Source organism: Rhodanobacter sp. 7MK24 (assembly GCF_014842995.1).
GTDB lineage: Bacteria > Pseudomonadota > Gammaproteobacteria > Xanthomonadales > Rhodanobacteraceae > Rhodanobacter_A.
The window spans coordinates 129,529-144,585 of sequence record NZ_JACYXL010000005.1 but is presented as its reverse complement, the minus strand read 5'-3'; the positions used below and the strand labels follow the sequence as shown (position 1 = coordinate 144,585).

Here is a 15,057-nt window from a genome sequence, read left to right as displayed (position 1 = left end):
AAGGATTGCAGCCGCATGAGTACCGACATCACCCGCATTCACGCCCGTGAAATCCTCGACTCGCGCGGCAATCCCACGCTGGAGGCCGAGGTCACCCTGGCGGGCGGCGGTTTCGGTCGCGCTGCGGTGCCCAGCGGCGCCAGCACGGGCACGCGCGAGGCGGTGGAACTGCGTGACGGCGACAAGTCGCGCTACCTCGGCAAGGGCGTGAAGAATGCGGTGGCCAACGTCAACAACTCCATCGCCAGCGAGCTGAAGGGTTTCGACGCAGCCAACCAGGGCGGCCTGGACGCCAGGCTGATCCGGCTCGACGGCACGCCGAACAAGGGCAAGCTGGGCGCCAACGCGCTGCTCGGCGTATCGATGGCCGCCGCGCACGCGGTGGCGGCGCAGCGCAAGCAGGCGTTGTGGCAGTACCTCGCGGAGATCAACGGCACCACCGGCAAGCCCGGTGCGTTGCCGGTGCCGATGATGAACATCATCAACGGCGGCGCGCATGCCGACAACAACGTCGACGTGCAGGAATTCATGGTGCTGCCGGTGGGCGTGTCCAGCTTCGCCGAGGCGCTGCGCGCCGGCGCGGAGATCTTCCACGCGCTGAAGAGCGTGCTGAAGGGCAAGGGCCTGAACACCGCGGTGGGCGACGAAGGCGGCTTCGCGCCGGACCTGCGCTCCAACATCGAGGCGCTGGACACCATCCTCGAGGCAGTGAACAAGGCCGGCTACAAAGTCGGCAGCGAGATCCTGCTCGGCCTCGACGCGGCCAGCTCCGAGTTCTTCAAGGATGGCAAGTACGACCTGGCGGGCGAGGGCAAGATCTACACCTCCGAGCAATGGGTCGACGTGCTGGCCGGCTGGACCCGGCAGTACCCGATCGTCACCATCGAGGACGGCATGGCCGAAGGCGACTGGGGCGGCTGGAAGCTGCTCACCGACGCCATCGGCAAGAACATCCAGGTGGTCGGCGACGACCTGTTTGTCACCAATCCGGCCATCTTCAAGGAAGGCATCGACAAGGGCATCGCCAACGCCATCCTGATCAAGGTCAACCAGATCGGCACGCTGTCCGAAACGCTGGAAGCCATCGCCATGGCCGACGCGGCGAAGTACGCGGCGATCGTGTCGCACCGCTCGGGCGAGACGGAAGACACCACCATCGCCGACATCGCCGTGGCCACCACCGCGACCCAGATCAAGACCGGCTCGCTGTGCCGCACCGACCGCGTGGCCAAGTACAACCAGCTGCTGCGCATCGAGGAGGCGCTGGGCGCGTCGGCACACTATGCCGGCCGCAACGCCTTCCCGAACCTGGCCCATCTGCCGGGCTGACGGAAGCACGCTGCCCCATGCTGCGTTGGGTCGCTCTCGTCCTGGTTCTGCTGCTGATCGGACTGCAGATGAAGCTGTGGTCCGCGCAGGGCGGTGTGCATGAGGTGGATGCCCTGCGCGTGGCCATCAAGAAACAGACCGACGAGAACGGCCGCCTGCAGCAGCGCAACCAGGCGCTGGCCGCCGACGTGGCCGACCTGAAGAACGGCAATCAGGCCATCGAGGCGCGTGCGCGCACCGGGCTGGGCCTCATCAAGCCCGGCGAGGTGTTCTATCAGGTGGACAGCCAGCCGGCGGGCGCGAGCAGCAGCTTGCCCTTGCCGCCACCAGCCCGCCCGGCAGGCGCCGCCGCGGGCGGCGTCGTCAAATGAGCGAGGCCCTGTGGTGCGTGGTGCCAGCCGCAGGTCGCGGCATGCGCATGGGTGCGGATTGTCCCAAGCAATACCTGCCGCTGGCCGGCAAGCCGCTGATCGCGCATACGCTGGAGCGGCTGGCGGCGCATCCGCGCATCGCCGGCCTGCTGGTGGTGCTCGGCGCGCGGGACGAACTCTGGCCCGGCATCGAAACACTGCATGGCAAACCGGTGCGCGTCGCCATCGGTGGCGCCGAGCGCAGCGATTCGGTGCTGGCCGGCCTCAACGCGTTGCCTTCCGAAGTGGAGAATGCCGACTTCGTGCTGGTGCATGACGCCGCACGCCCCTGCGTGCGTGCGAAGGACATCACGCAGCTGATCGAGCGCGCTTCCGGAACCGATGGGGGTCTGCTTGGCGCGCCGTTGCGCGACACGCTCAAGCGTGCCGGCGAAGGCGATTGCAGCCTCGCCACGGAGCCGCGCGACCAGCGTTGGCGTGCATTCACGCCGCAGATGTTCCGCCGCGGCGAACTCGTTGCTGCGTTGGGCGCGGTATCGAACGATGGCCGTGCGGTCAGCGACGAGGCGATGGCGATGGAACTGGCCGGCTTCCGCCCGCTGCTGGTCGAAGGCGCCGAGGACAACATCAAGGTCACCACGGCGGCGGACCTCGCGCTCGCCGAATTCCTGCTGGCGAGGACGGCATGAGCATGCGCATCGGCAACGGCTTCGACGTGCACGCCTTCGGCGAGGGTGACCACGTCACCCTGGGCGGCGTGCGCATCCCTCACGCGCGCGGCCTGCTCGCGCACTCTGACGGCGACGTGGTGATCCACGCGCTGTGCGACGCCATCTTCGGCGCGCTGGCGCTGGGCGACATCGGCAAGCACTTCTCCCCCTCGGACGAACGCTGGCGCAATGCCGACAGCCGCCAGTTCCTGCGCCATGCCGCCATGTTGGCGGCACAACATGGCTATGCGCTGGGCAACGCCGATATCACCGTGATCTGTGAATCCCCAAAGATCGGTCCGCACGCGCAGGCCATGCGTGAAAACCTTGCCGCCGATCTCGACTGCCAGCTCGGCCAGGTCAGCATCAAGGCCACCACCACCGAAAAACTCGGTTTCACCGGCCGCGGCGAAGGCATCGCCGCACAAGCCAGCGTATTGCTTGAAAGGCACTGAAGCACGAGTACTTCGATCCTCAGTTTCCAGATATGGCACGGTGTGGCCGTATCGTATGAGGGAGTGAACACCCGGATACCTGTCACGCCATGACGACTCAAGAGCTTCCATTCGCCCACGGCACTGCGCCTCCACTGGTTGCGCGCCTGCGCAGCACCCCTGAAGACTTCGTCGTCGAGGAAATCCTGGGCTACGACGCCGACGGCAACGGCGAGCACGCCTTGCTGTGGGTGGAGAAGCGCGATGCCAACACCGACTGGCTGGCAAGGGAGCTGGCGAAATTCGCCGGCGTGCCGCCGCTGGCCGTGGGCTACGCCGGCCTGAAGGACCGGCACGCGGTGACGCGCCAGGCCTTCACCGTGCAACTCGCCGGCAAACCCGATCCCGACTGGTCGGCCTTCCCGCACGAGAACGTGAAAGTGCTGGCCGCCACCCGTCACGGCCGCAAGCTCAAGCGCGGTGCCTTGCGCGGCAACCGCTTCGTGCTGGTGCTGCGTGAGGCGCAAGGCGAGCGTGAACGCGCGGAACAGGTGCTGGCGGCGATCGCGGCACGCGGCGTGCCCAACTACTTCGGCGAACAGCGCTTCGGCCGCGAGGGCGGCAACCTGGAGCAGGCGCGCGCGATGTTCGCGGGACGCAGGGTGGATCGCGACAAGCGCGGCTTCCTGCTCTCCGCCGCGCGCTCGCAGATCTTCAACGACGTGTTGGCGGTGCGCGTCGAGCGCGGCACATGGGATGCGCCATTGGATGGTGAAATCTGGTCGCTGGCCGGCTCGCGTTCCTGGTTCGGGCCGGAGCCGTACAACGATGTCCTGGCGCAGCGCCTGGCCAAGGGAGACATTCATCCTTCCGGTCCGTTGTGGGGGCAGGGCGAACCACCCACGGCAGGCGAGGCGGGCCGCTTGGAACGCGAAGTCGCCGCAACGCACGATGATCTTGCGCGAGGCATCGCCGCTGCGCGCATGGATCAGGAACGCAGGCCGCTTCGCCTGTTGCCTAAAGACTTGCGCTGGCGCTGGCTGGCCGACGATGCACTGGAATTGTCATTCGAGTTGCCGGCGGGCGCGTATGCGACGGTGGTGGCACGCGAAGTTGCAGCGTCTGCGTAGACAGGAGGTCGCGGTGGCGAATGACGCGTTGATTGCGCTGATATCGACGGGGATGTTGGCAGTCGCGTTCCTTGGATGGAGGAGTTCACTATCCGAGCGCGAGAACGCCGAGTTGTTCAAGACGACGGGCGAGCTGAAATCGCCCAGATATCGGGTGGTGCTTTTTCTGGCGCTTGGCCTGCTCAGTAGTGTCATCTCCATGGCAACTTTTCATCATGGGCGTGGCGATGTGACTTGGCCCATGGCTCTGATTGGCCTTGCCGGATCGGTGTTCGTCTGGATCCGCTCCTTTTTTGGCCTTCGTTTGGAACAAAACGACATCCGCTTTGGTTGGCGATGCGGACAAGTTGTTGCCTATACGGATGTGCTCGAACTTGAGCGCAGATCGGATAGTCGTGAAGCGCACCTGGTGTTGGTGCTCAGATCCGGTGTACGGCGACGAATCGGCAGTTCCTTTCCGTGCGAGTGGCTGCTCATAGACGAATTGCAAAAGCGCACGGGATGCATGGTCACTTACTGGCTGGGCAATCGCACCACCGCCAAGCCGGAATGGCTGGTTTTGCAATCGAACTACGAAAAAGCCAAGCCCGGCACGCGGAAATAAGGCCTCGCGTCAACCTTGGAGTAGCACAACCACCGCCCCGGTGCCGCCTTGCGCCGGCCTTGCCGAAGCGAACGCGATCACGTCGTCCCTTCGCCGCAGCAGGCGATCGGTGAGCGTCTTCAATACCGGGCCGGCGGCTTTCGAGCGCAAGCCCTTGCCGTGGATGATGCGCACGCAGCGCAGGCCGTGCCGTTTCGCTTCGGCGAGGAAGACGGCGATGCTGGCCTGCGCAGCGGCGGCGTTCATCTGATGCAGGTCGACTTCGTCCTGCACGCTGTACTGGCCGCGCTTCAACTGGCGCAACAGCTTCGGCGGATAGCCGTCGCGCAGATAGCTGAGTTCCTCGCCTACCTCGAGCGTGGCCGGGTCGAAGGCCATCCCCAGCAATTCGCCCGGCACGGCGGCTTCGTCGGCTTCTAGCATACGCGGCTGCGGCGAGGGCTTCGGTGCGGACGGTGGCGCGGCTTGCGTGTCGATGTGGCGCACTTCGCCGACCGCCTCGCGGAACAGGCGGGCATCGTCTTCGTTGATCGCAGGCGGCCGGCGTTGCATGGCCCGATGCTAGCAAGCAACGGCTCGGGCGCAATGCATGCCGTCGATCCGTGAAACCGCGGTGTCGCTCCGGTAAACTCGGGCGATTGCGGGGTGCGCGTGCCGCTTGGCGATGCGCTGCGGTCGACTCAACACGGATCAGCATGCGAGTTCTTGTCAGCAACGACGATGGCGTGGATGCACGGGGCATTCATGTGCTTGCCGCGCGTTTGCGCGAGGTGGGCGAGGTGACGGTGGTGGCGCCCGATCGCGACCGTTCCGGCGCCAGCAATTCGCTGACCCTGGACGCGCCGCTGCGCGTATTGCGCATGGAGGATGGCCGTTACCGCGTCGCGGGCACGCCCACCGACTGCGTGCATCTCGCATTGTCCGGCCTGCTCGACCACGAACCCGACATCGTGGTATCCGGTATCAACAACTCGGCCAATCTTGGCGACGACGTGATCTATTCCGGCACGGTCTCGGCGGCGATGGAAGGGCGCTTCCTCGGCTTGCCGGCCATCGCGGTGTCGCTGGTCAGCGAGGATCATCGCGGCGAGCATTACGACTCCGCGGCGACGGCTGTGCTGTTGCTGATGCGTCGCCTGCTGGTCGATCCGCTGCCGGCCGACACCATCCTCAACGTCAACGTGCCGGATCGGCCCTGGCCGGAAATCCGCGGCTTCGAGGTCACGCGGCTGGGGCGTCGCCATCGTGCGGCGCCATGCATCGCGCAGACCGACCCGCGCGGTCGCCCGATCTGGTGGATCGGCCCGGCGGGCGAAATCGATGACGCCGGCCCTGGCACGGACTTCGACGCCGTCCGTCGCGGCCATGTTTCGGTCACTCCCATCCATGTCGATCTCACCCGCTACCAGGCGCTGGAAAAGGTGAGCAGTTGGGTGCAATCGCTGGGCCAAGACCAGGCCGCGCCCGGCCACAAGGCGGCTTGAGCGATGAGCATGCACACGCTGCCACCATCGGTGTTGAAAGGCGAGGGCATGACCTCGCAGCGCGCGCGCGACCGGCTCGCCGCGCAGCTCAAGGAAAGCGGAGTCCGCGACGCACGGGTGATCGACGTGATCCGGAACCTGCCGCGCCACCATTTCATCGACCAGGCGCTGCATTCGCGCGCCTACGAGAACACCGCGTTGCCGATCGGCCACGGCCAGACCATTTCCCAGCCCTGGGTCGTGGCGCGGATGACCGAAGCGTTGCTGGAGCACTTCGACGAGCGCAAGGAAAAGCCCGGCCGCGTGCTGGAAATCGGCACGGGCTCCGGCTACCAGGCCGTGGTGCTGGCGGCGCTGGTCGAGCAGGTCTACACGGTGGAGCGCATCGAGGAACTGCTGCGCCAGGCGCGGCGGCGCTTCCGTCAGCTCGGCATCGGCAACATCCGCTCGCGCCACGACGATGGCAAGCTGGGCTGGGCTGACGAGGCGCCGTTCGACGCGGTGATCCTCACCGCGGCAGGCGACAGCATTCCCAGCCGCATTCTGGAGCAGCTCAGTCCCAGCGGCGTGCTGGTGGCGCCCGTGGGGTCGCCCAGCAATCAGGTACTGATTCGCCTGCGCGGCGACGGAGAGGGCGATTTCGTGCAGGAAGAACTCGGGGCGGTCAGCTTCGTGCCATTGCTCGGGGGCATCGGCTGATGCGTTTGTTCGGCAGACTCTACGCCCGCGCGCTGACGTGGGCGCGCCATCCCCACGCCGTTCGTTACCTGTGCGGACTCAGCTTCGTCGAAGCCTTCATCTTCCCGATCATGCCGGAGGTGATGCTGGCGCCGATGATGCTGGGAAAGCGGCACAGGGCGTTCTTCTACGCGAACATCAGCCTGGCCTTCTCGCTGCTCGGCGCGTTGGTCGGTTACACGCTGGGGCACTGGGCGTTCGAGGCGTTGAAGCCGCTGCTTGGCACGCTGCATCTGCTGGCGCCCATCGAGCTGGGTGTGCAGAGCCTGCGCACACAGATGGCCGAGCATCGCTGGGGGCTCTATGGCGTGCTGATGCTGGCAGCCTTGCAGCCGGTGGTGCCGATGAAGTTCGTGACCTGGGCAGCGGGTATCGTCGGCGTGCCGGTGCTGCCTTTCCTCGCTTGCGTGGCGCTGGGGCGCGGCAAGCGCGTGTGGTTGCTGGCGTTGTTGATACGGCTGTTCGGCGAGCGCGCCGAGCACCTGCTGCACAAATACATCGAATGGATCGGCTGGGCTGTGCTGGTGTTGCTGGGAGCACTGCTGGCGTGGTGGATCTGGCGGCATTGACGGCGGCGGGTCGCATGAAAGTACAGGGGTGCTTCGCTATGCTGGCGCGCATGAATCGATACCGTTCTTTATTGCCGCTCTTGGTTGTATCGCTGCTGCTGTCGGCCTGCAGTACTGTCGTGGTGGAGCCGGCTCCGGGCCAGCAACACTACGGCGCGCCCGTTGCGCCTGCACATGCCGTGGCGCGCACGCCGATTCCCGGTGGCAGCTATGTGGTGGTCAAGGGCGACACCATGTATTCGATCGCCTTCCGCAACAGCGTGGACTATCGCGACTTGGCGAAGTGGAACGGTATCGCCGTGCCCTACACGATCTGGCCGGGGCAGAAGCTGCGCCTGTCGCCGCCAAACGGCGGCAGCGCACCACCCTCGCAGGCGGCGACTGCCGTAGCCAAGGCGAACCCTGCACCCACACCAGCTGCTCCGCCTGCTCCGGCCGCGCCGGTCTTCGAGAATGTGCCGGCGGAAGCGTCGGTATCGAATGCCGCGAGCGCGGTAGCGCCGCCGCATGCGCAGGCACCCACGGCAACGACCGCTGCGTCAACTACCGTGCCTGCCGTACCGGCGAGTACCGTGGTGCCCGTCGCGGGTGGCCCCAAGCCTGTGCCACCGCCGGCTCCGGCCCCGACGCCCGTGGTAGCGACCGGCAATTCCCACGCGGCGGGCGGCGTGACCTGGCGCTGGCCGGCCGACGGACAGATCCTCAAACGCTTCACGCCTGGCGACGCGGTACCGGGTGTCGAGATCGCCGGCAATGCCGGCGACCCGGTGCGAGCGGCGGCCGATGGCGTGGTGGTGTACAGCGGCAATGGCCTGGTCGGCTATGGCGAGCTGGTCATCATCAAGCACAACGACAGCCTGCTGTCCGCCTATGGGCACAACAGCAAGCGTCTGGTTACGGAAGGCCAGCGCGTCAGCGCCGGCCAGGAGATCGCCCTGATGGGTTCCAGCGGCGCCTCGCGCGTGGAGCTGGGGTTCCAGATCCGCAAGGACGGCAATCCGGTCGATCCGATGAGTTACCTGCCAGCGAAGTGAGTTTTTCCTGAATAGCGTGGCCCTGGACAGCCGCCTGTCTGGTCTTTGCGCTCAGGAATGAGCGCCAAGAATGAACGCGGCGACGACGCGCCGTCCTTCGCCGGCCAACAGGTTGTAGGTGCGTGCGGCCGCAGCGTTGTCCATCGCCTCGAGGCCGATACCCTTGCGCAGGAAGCCGGCCATGAAGGCAGCCGGTGGAAACGCCTGGCGCGAACCGGTACCCAGCAGCACCAGCTCCGGCTGCAGGGCGAGCAGGGTTTCGACGTGCTCGGCCCCCAGGCTGCCGATTTCGTGTACCGGCCAGTGTTCGACCGCTTGGTCGGGTGCCAGCAAGAAGCTGTCAGTGAGCTCGCGGTCGATCAGAGTGATGCCGCTCTCGCCGACGCGGCGTACGAACAGGTACCCATCGGGCCGGTCGAGCGAGAGATCCATCAGCGGGGCAGGGCGATCTTCGGCTCGTCGGCATTGCGACGGAACAGCACGGCGACGTGGCCGATCTGCTGCACGGCTTCGGCGCCGGTGCCGGCCAGCAGGACGTCGAGTTGCGCCTGTCGCTCGTCCTTGTCACCGCCGGAGAGCTTCACCTTGACCAGTTCGTGGATCTCCAGCGCCGAGCCCAGTTCCTTGACCACGGCTTCGCTGGCGCCCTTGTTGCCGAGCAGGATGACCGGGTTCAGGCCATGGGAAAGGCTGCGCAGGTAACGGATCTGCGACGGAGAGAGGGCCATGCGGTGGCTTCGATTCGCGGGGATTGGGCGGCAAAGGGTATCATGCGCGACCATACCCCTGTAGCGATGTTGTCCCATGAGCCGCAGCAAGAGCAGCGCCGGCTGGCTGCGTGAACATTTCAATGACGTCTACGTGAAGAAGGCGCAGGCCGAGGGCGTGCGCTCGCGCGCCGTCTACAAACTGGAGGAGCTGATCGACCGCGACCGCCTGCTCAAGCCGGGCATGGCCGTGGTGGATCTGGGCGCTGCGCCGGGCGGATGGTCGCAACTGGTGCGGCAACGGTTGGGCGACAGCGGCAAGGTGTTCGCGCTGGATATCCTGCCGATGCAGAGCATCGCCGGCGTGGATTTCCTGCAGGGCGATTTCCGCGAGGAAACCGTGGTGCAGGCGCTGGAGGCGCGGCTGGAAGGGCAGAAGCTGGATCTTGTGCTGTCCGACATGGCCCCCAATATGAGTGGGGTGGCGTTGGCCGACCAGATCCGGGCAATGGCGCTGGCCGAACTGGCGCTGGATTTTTCCCGGCAGTGGCTTAAGCCGGGAGGTGCGTTCCTGATCAAGCTGTTCCAGGGCGCGGGCTTCGACGATTACCTGCGCAGCTTGCGCGCGGACTTCTCGCGCGTGACGATGCGTAAACCAAAGGCCTCACGCGCGCGTTCGCGCGAGGTGTACGCGCTGGCGACCGGCCGCAAGGCCGCCGCGGCGCATCCGGGCGGGAACGGCGCATGAACGAAACAGCGAAACAAGTGTTGCTCTGGGTGATCATCGCGGTGGTGTTGTTCACCGTGTTCCAGAGCTTCAACCCGCACGGTGGCGGGTCGTCCAACATGGCCTACAGCGCCTTTGCACAGAGTGTGGACAACGGCAACGTTTCCAGCGCCGTGATCAGCGCCGACCAGCCGGCCAGCATCAGCGGCAAGCTGAAGGACGGCACCAGCTACCGAACCGTGGCCCCGATGCTGGGTTTCTCCACCAATGCGGTGGTGAAACAGATGCAGGACAAGGGCGTGGAAGTCCGCCAGGATCCTGCCGAGAGCTTTTCGCTGATCGGCTTGTTCGTAAGCTGGTTGCCGATCCTGGTGTTCGCCGGTGTACTCATCTGGTTCATGCGCCAGATGCAGTCCGGCGGCGGCGGGCGCGGTGCGATGAGTTTCGGCCGTTCGCGCGCCAAATTGCAGGGCGAGGACCAGGTCAAGGTCAACTTCAGTGACGTGGCCGGTTGCGACGAGGCCAAGGAGGAGGTGGGCGAACTCGTCGAATTCCTGCGCGACCCGTCCAAGTTCCAGAAACTGGGAGGCAAGATTCCGCGCGGCGTGCTGATGGTTGGCCCGCCCGGCACCGGCAAGACCTTGCTGGCCAAGGCCATCGCGGGCGAGGCCAAGGTGCCGTTCTTCTCGATCTCCGGTTCGGACTTCGTGGAAATGTTCGTGGGCGTGGGCGCCAGCCGCGTGCGCGACATGTTCGAGCAGGCCAAGAAGCATGCGCCCTGCATCATCTTCATCGATGAAATCGACGCGGTAGGCCGCCATCGTGGCGCCGGCCTCGGCGGTGGCCACGACGAGCGCGAGCAGACCCTCAACCAGTTGCTGGTCGAGATGGACGGCTTCGAAGGCACCGAAGGCATCATCGTGATCGCGGCCACCAATCGTCCCGACGTGCTCGATCCCGCGCTGCTGCGCCCGGGTCGTTTCGACCGTCAGGTGGTGGTGGGGCTGCCAGACGTGAAGGGGCGCGAGCAGATCCTCAAGGTGCACCTGCGCAAGGTGCCGGTCGCCGCCGACGTCGACGCCATGACCATCGCGCGTGGCACACCGGGTTTCTCCGGTGCCGACCTCGCCAACCTGGTCAACGAGGCGGCGCTGTTCGCCGCACGCGAGAACGCGCGCGAAGTGCGCATGGCTCACCTGGACAAGGCGCGCGACAAGATCCTGATGGGTACCGAGCGCCGCTCGATGGCGATGAGCGAGGACGAAAAGAAACTCACCGCCTACCACGAGGCCGGCCATGCCATCGTCGGCCGCCTGGTGCCGGAGCACGATCCGGTCTACAAGGTCACCATCATCCCGCGCGGCCGTGCGCTGGGCGTCACCATGTATCTGCCGGAAGGCGATCGCTACAGCATGAACCGGGTGGCGATCGAATCGCAGTTGTGTTCGCTGTACGGTGGACGCGTGGCGGAAGAGCTGATCTTTGGCACCGACAAGGTGACTACAGGTGCCTCAAACGACATCGAGCGTGCCACCAAGATGGCGCGCAACATGGCCACCAAATGGGGCCTGTCCGACGAGCTTGGCCCGATCACCTATGGCGAGGACGAGGACGAAGTGTTCCTCGGCCGTTCGGTGACTCAGCACAAGAGCATTTCCAACGAAACCGCCAGCAAGATCGACGGGGTGGTGCGCGGCATCCTGGATCGCGCCTATGCGCGCAGCACCCAGCTGTTGACCGACAACATCGAAAAGCTGCACGCAATGGCAGAGGCGCTGCTGCAGTACGAAACCATCGACGCGCGCCAGATTGACGACATCATGGCCGGACGGCAGCCGGGGCCGCCTGCGGACTGGAACCGCAATGCCGGCGGTGGTTCCACGCCGCCGCCTCCGCCGCCCAAGAGCGGTGACTCCACGGTGGGCAAGGTGGGCGATCCGGCGACACAGAACCGCTCCGGCCTGGACGTCTGAATTGGCCGTCTGGACGTCCAGACGGAAGTGGGTGCCGAATCGACCAAAGGGAGCCGCCACGACGGCTCCCTTTGTCGTTTGTGGAGCGGCCTGGTAATCCTGCCCGGCGAGTTTCGACGCGCAGCCGGAATGGAACAGGGCAGAGCACGGATTGCGAACGTGAAAAAAATTCACGAAAAGTGTTGACCTTCGATGCGTGACCCTGAATAATTCCGCTCCTCGCTTCGGCGGCCAGTGAAACCGGTCGACGAAACGATAAGTTCAGTGCGCGCCCGTAGCTCAGTTGGATAGAGTACCTGGCTACGAACTAGGTGGTCGGGAGTTCGAATCTCTCCGGGCGCGCCATTTTGTACTGCAAGTCGAAGCATCCGCGCTTCGTCATGCACCGCGGAACAGGCTGTTTGCCGATGCCGCGGGATGGTGGGCATGGTGTCCTGGGCGATGCTTGCGGTTTGATGCTTGGTACGATCAACCGTGGTGTTCCGAGGCTCCGTTGATGAAGGCTGTCGCGGGCTCGTTCGGGGTATAGCTCAGTCTGGTAGAGCGTTGCGTTTGGGACGCAAAAGTCGGGGGTTCGAATCCCTCTGCCCCGACCACTGCCTGTTCTGCAAATGGCGTCCGCGCCTGTAGCTCAACCGGATAGAGCATCGGCCTTCTAAGCCGACGGTTGCAGGTTCGAGTCCTGTCGGGCGCACCACTAAATGATTTCATGGTGGACGTAGCTCAGCTGGTAGAGTCCCGGATTGTGATTCCGGTCGTCGTGGGTTCGAGTCCCATCGTTCACCCCAAAATTCAGGTTTCAGGGCCGTTAGCTCAGTTGGTAGAGCAGTTGACTCTTAATCAATTGGTCGTAAGTTCGAATCTTACACGGCCCACCAACATCGGAACGCCGACCCTCGTGGTCGGCGTTTCGCTTTGCGGATGCGGCTGGCGACATGCGTTGCGTGCTTGTGCTGCGGCTTGGCGCGCCCGTACAATGAACCGCTTTAGCGCAGGGTAATCATCGACTTAGGTACTGGCTGGGCGGGTGGAGTTCTGCCATGAAAGCCGGGCACGACAAGCGAAAGTGGCGGAACTGGTAGACGCACCAGATTTAGGTTCTGGCGGGTAACCCCCGTGCGGGTTCGAGTCCCGCCTTTCGCACCAACAGCGATGGTTCTCGGCGCAGCTTACGGTTGCCGCCATGGCGCCCGGTCGGGTGTCACAACAATCAGGTTTCAGGAGACGACATGCAGGTTTCGGTTGAAAGCATCGGCACGCTCGAGCGCAAGCTCACTGTGAAGTTTCCCGCCGAGCGCTACGAGACGCAGGTGGGTGCGCGCATCGCGGAGCTGGGTCGCACGGTGCGACTGAAGGGTTTCCGCCCGGGCAAGGTGCCGGTGGCCGTCATCAAGCAGCGCTTCGGGGAACAGGTGCGTGGCGAAGTGTTGTCCGACCTGATCGGTAGCACGCTGCGCGAGGCGGTGACGCAGGAGAAGCTGCAGCCGATCGCCAACCCCGCCATCGACACCACCGGCAAGCCGGAAAACGGCGAAATTGCCTACACCGCCACCTTCGAGGTGATGCCGGAGTTTCCGTCGATCGACGTCTCCGCGCTGGAGATCAAGCGTCCGCAGGCCGCGGTGAGCGACGCCGACATCGAGAAGATGCTGGAAACGCTGCGCCAGCAGCGCCGCAGCTTCGAACTGGTCGAGCGTGCTTCGGTCGAGGGTGATTTCGTGATGTTCGAGTACGCCGCGCAGGTTGGCGACTACCGCTTCCCGGCGGAAGGCCTGGAGCGTGCTGGCAGCGTGCTGGGCTCGGGTAACCTGTTCAAGGCGCTGGACTCGGCGCTGACGGGTCACAAGGCCGATGACAGCTACGAGGCCGACATCGAATTTCCGGCGGATTTCCGCAACGAGAACTTGGCCGGCAAGACTGCCAAGGTCAGCTTCAAGGTCGTCAAGGTGCAGGAGCCGAAGCTGCCGGAGATCGACGCCGAGTTTGCCAAGTTGTTTGGCATCGCCGATGGCGACCTGGAACACTTCCGCAAGGAAGTGCGCGCGAACCTCGAGCGCGAACTGAAGGCGGCGCTGATGGGGCGCCTGAAGTCCGAGGTGGCCGAAAAGCTGTCCGATACGCATGGTTCGCTGGACGTGCCGAATATGCTGGTGCAGTCCGAGGCCCGTGCGATGGCCGCGGGCAGCGTGCCGCGTGGCCAGCAGCCGCCGCCGCAGTTGGTCGAAGCAGCCCTGCCGATGGCGCGCAAACGCGTGATAGCGGGCCTGCTGATGGGCGAGATCGCCCGCAAGCAGGAGCTGAAGATCGATCGCACGCGTGTGGCGGAGCAGCTCGCCGCCATCGCCTCGACCTACGAAGAGCCGGAAAAGGTCATTGAACTCTACAACGGTGACCCCCAGTTGATGTCTGGGTTGCAGAACCGCGTGATGGAAGACCAGGTGGCCGAGTGGGTGGCGGAGCATGCCAACACCACCGTGCAAGACCTGAGCTTCGACGAAGTGATGCGCCCCGCGGGCGCCTGATACAGGCATCCGTCCATCGGGTCTGGCGCACGCCGGGCCCGATGGCATACTCCCTTCAGGCACATCAATCAGAGAGCGCACAGACCATGGAACCGATCCAGAACCTCAACTTGGTGCCGATGGTCGTCGAGCAGACCGCCCGCGGCGAGCGTTCCTACGACATCTATTCGCGCCTGCTGAAGGAGCGCGTGATCTTCCTGGTCGGCGAAGTGAACGACCAGGTGGCGAACCTGCTGGTCGCGCAGATGCTGTTCCTCGAATCGGAAAATCCGGACAAGGACATCCACCTGTACATCAACAGCCCGGGCGGTGCGGTCACGGCGGGTCTGGCGATCTACGACACCATGCAGTACATCAAGCCCGACGTCAGCACCATGTGCATTGGCCAGGCATGCAGCGCGGCTTCCTTGCTGCTCATGGCCGGCGCCAAGGGCAAGCGTTTCTCGCTGCCGAATTCGCGCGTGATGATCCATCAGCCCTCGGGCGGCGCCCGTGGCCAGGCCACCGATATCGAGATCCAGGCGCAGGAAATCCTCTATCTGCGTCGGCGCCTCAATGACATCTATGTGCAGCACACCGGCCAGCCGCTGGAGAAGATCGAGCGGGACATGGAGCGCGACCGCTTCATGAGCGCCGAGGCGGCCCGCGAATACGGCCTGATCGACGCGGTGCTCGACCGCCGTGCCGTCGATTCGGTCAAATCGGCTTAATTTTTGCGATCATCC

General features: G+C 65.1%; 17 protein-coding genes and 6 tRNA genes. 20 read left to right on the top strand and 3 right to left on the bottom strand.

Translation table 11 applies throughout. From position 1 onward, the window contains the following. Positions 1 to 15: 15 nt before the first annotated feature. From eno to IHE49_RS10805, 6 genes are all read left to right on the top strand, one after another. On the top strand, positions 16 to 1,329 hold the full coding sequence (gene eno / locus IHE49_RS10830) for a phosphopyruvate hydratase (RefSeq protein WP_192157722.1): 1,314 nt from the start codon (positions 16 to 18) through the stop codon (positions 1,327 to 1,329). A 17-nt stretch (positions 1,330 to 1,346) separates the two neighbouring features. Further along, on the top strand, positions 1,347 to 1,700 hold the full coding sequence (gene ftsB / locus IHE49_RS10825; protein ID WP_192157720.1) for a cell division protein FtsB: 354 nt from the start codon (positions 1,347 to 1,349) through the stop codon (positions 1,698 to 1,700). Further along, complete coding sequence (ispD, locus tag IHE49_RS10820; protein WP_192157718.1) at positions 1,697 to 2,389, top strand: 2-C-methyl-D-erythritol 4-phosphate cytidylyltransferase; 693 nt, start codon at positions 1,697 to 1,699, stop codon at positions 2,387 to 2,389. Before ftsB ends, ispD begins: the two co-directional genes overlap by 4 nt. Before the next feature lie 2 nt (positions 2,390 to 2,391). After that, the gene (gene ispF / locus IHE49_RS10815) at positions 2,392 to 2,865 is read left to right on the top strand and encodes a 2-C-methyl-D-erythritol 2,4-cyclodiphosphate synthase (protein ID WP_192157829.1); all 474 of its coding nucleotides are present in this window, start codon (positions 2,392 to 2,394) and stop codon (positions 2,863 to 2,865) included. 89 nt (positions 2,866 to 2,954) lie between these two features. Next, positions 2,955 to 3,974: a tRNA pseudouridine(13) synthase TruD gene (gene truD / locus IHE49_RS10810; RefSeq protein ID WP_192157716.1), complete on the top strand. Its 1,020-nt coding sequence runs from the start codon at positions 2,955 to 2,957 to the stop codon at positions 3,972 to 3,974. A 13-nt stretch (positions 3,975 to 3,987) separates the two neighbouring features. Further along, positions 3,988 to 4,578, top strand: a complete 591-nt coding sequence (locus IHE49_RS10805; RefSeq protein ID WP_192157714.1) for a hypothetical protein — start codon at positions 3,988 to 3,990, stop codon at positions 4,576 to 4,578. A gap of 9 nt (positions 4,579 to 4,587) precedes the next feature. On the opposite strand, the gene IHE49_RS10800 is transcribed toward IHE49_RS10805, so the two are convergent. After that, positions 4,588 to 5,130, bottom strand: a complete 543-nt coding sequence (locus tag IHE49_RS10800; protein ID WP_192157711.1) for a Smr/MutS family protein — start codon at positions 5,128 to 5,130, stop codon at positions 4,588 to 4,590. 143 nt (positions 5,131 to 5,273) lie between these two features. Between IHE49_RS10800 and surE the strand changes: the two genes are divergently transcribed. The 4 genes from surE to IHE49_RS10780 are packed head-to-tail and all read left to right on the top strand — an operon-like array spanning position 5,274 to position 8,403. Then, positions 5,274 to 6,062 carry a 5'/3'-nucleotidase SurE gene (gene surE, locus IHE49_RS10795; protein ID WP_192157709.1) on the top strand — a complete coding sequence of 263 codons (789 nt, stop codon included), beginning with the start codon at positions 5,274 to 5,276 and terminating at the stop codon, positions 6,060 to 6,062. A 3-nt stretch (positions 6,063 to 6,065) separates the two neighbouring features. Then, the gene (locus tag IHE49_RS10790) at positions 6,066 to 6,761 is read left to right on the top strand and encodes a protein-L-isoaspartate(D-aspartate) O-methyltransferase (RefSeq protein WP_192157707.1); all 696 of its coding nucleotides are present in this window, start codon (positions 6,066 to 6,068) and stop codon (positions 6,759 to 6,761) included. Further along, positions 6,761 to 7,369 (top strand): DedA family protein, encoded by a 609-nt coding sequence (locus IHE49_RS10785; protein WP_192157705.1) that lies wholly within the window; start codon positions 6,761 to 6,763, stop codon positions 7,367 to 7,369. Before IHE49_RS10790 ends, IHE49_RS10785 begins: the two co-directional genes overlap by 1 nt. A 38-nt stretch (positions 7,370 to 7,407) precedes the next feature. After that, the gene (locus tag IHE49_RS10780; RefSeq protein WP_192157827.1) at positions 7,408 to 8,403 is read left to right on the top strand and encodes a peptidoglycan DD-metalloendopeptidase family protein; all 996 of its coding nucleotides are present in this window, start codon (positions 7,408 to 7,410) and stop codon (positions 8,401 to 8,403) included. Between the two features lie 51 nt (positions 8,404 to 8,454). On the opposite strand, the gene IHE49_RS10775 is transcribed toward IHE49_RS10780, so the two are convergent. Both IHE49_RS10775 and IHE49_RS10770 read right to left on the bottom strand, forming a co-directional pair. Then, positions 8,455 to 8,835, bottom strand: coding sequence for an Mth938-like domain-containing protein (locus tag IHE49_RS10775; protein ID WP_192157703.1), 381 nt, complete (start codon positions 8,833 to 8,835; stop codon positions 8,455 to 8,457). Beyond that, complete coding sequence (locus IHE49_RS10770) at positions 8,835 to 9,131, bottom strand: YhbY family RNA-binding protein (RefSeq protein WP_192157701.1); 297 nt, start codon at positions 9,129 to 9,131, stop codon at positions 8,835 to 8,837. The genes IHE49_RS10775 and IHE49_RS10770 overlap by 1 nt, the downstream gene beginning before the upstream one ends. 76 nt (positions 9,132 to 9,207) lie before the next feature. On the opposite strand from IHE49_RS10770, the gene rlmE reads away from it, so the two are divergent. The 10 genes from rlmE (at position 9,208) to clpP (ending at position 15,042) form a co-directional block, all read left to right on the top strand. Beyond that, positions 9,208 to 9,858, top strand: a complete 651-nt coding sequence (gene rlmE, locus IHE49_RS10765) for a 23S rRNA (uridine(2552)-2'-O)-methyltransferase RlmE (protein ID WP_192157699.1) — start codon at positions 9,208 to 9,210, stop codon at positions 9,856 to 9,858. Further along, on the top strand, positions 9,855 to 11,810 hold the full coding sequence (gene ftsH, locus IHE49_RS10760; RefSeq protein ID WP_192157697.1) for an ATP-dependent zinc metalloprotease FtsH: 1,956 nt from the start codon (positions 9,855 to 9,857) through the stop codon (positions 11,808 to 11,810). The genes rlmE and ftsH overlap by 4 nt, the downstream gene beginning before the upstream one ends. A 268-nt stretch (positions 11,811 to 12,078) precedes the next feature. Then, positions 12,079 to 12,155, top strand: a tRNA-Arg gene (locus tag IHE49_RS10755). A gap of 174 nt (positions 12,156 to 12,329) precedes the next feature. After that, positions 12,330 to 12,406 (top strand) — tRNA-Pro (locus IHE49_RS10750). Positions 12,407 to 12,430: 24 nt separating this feature from the next. After that, positions 12,431 to 12,507: transfer RNA gene (locus IHE49_RS10745), tRNA-Arg, on the top strand. A 15-nt stretch (positions 12,508 to 12,522) separates the two neighbouring features. Next, positions 12,523 to 12,598, top strand: a tRNA-His gene (locus IHE49_RS10740). Between the two features lie 14 nt (positions 12,599 to 12,612). Next, positions 12,613 to 12,688: transfer RNA gene (locus IHE49_RS10735), tRNA-Lys, on the top strand. Positions 12,689 to 12,870: 182 nt separating this feature from the next. Beyond that, positions 12,871 to 12,956: transfer RNA gene (locus IHE49_RS10730), tRNA-Leu, on the top strand. A gap of 83 nt (positions 12,957 to 13,039) precedes the next feature. Continuing rightward, entirely contained in the window at positions 13,040 to 14,332 is a 1,293-nt protein-coding gene (gene tig / locus IHE49_RS10725) for a trigger factor (protein ID WP_192157695.1), read from the top strand. Positions 14,333 to 14,418: 86 nt separating this feature from the next. Beyond that, entirely contained in the window at positions 14,419 to 15,042 is a 624-nt protein-coding gene (gene clpP / locus IHE49_RS10720; protein ID WP_192157693.1) for an ATP-dependent Clp endopeptidase proteolytic subunit ClpP, read from the top strand. Positions 15,043 to 15,057: the final 15 nt, after the last annotated feature.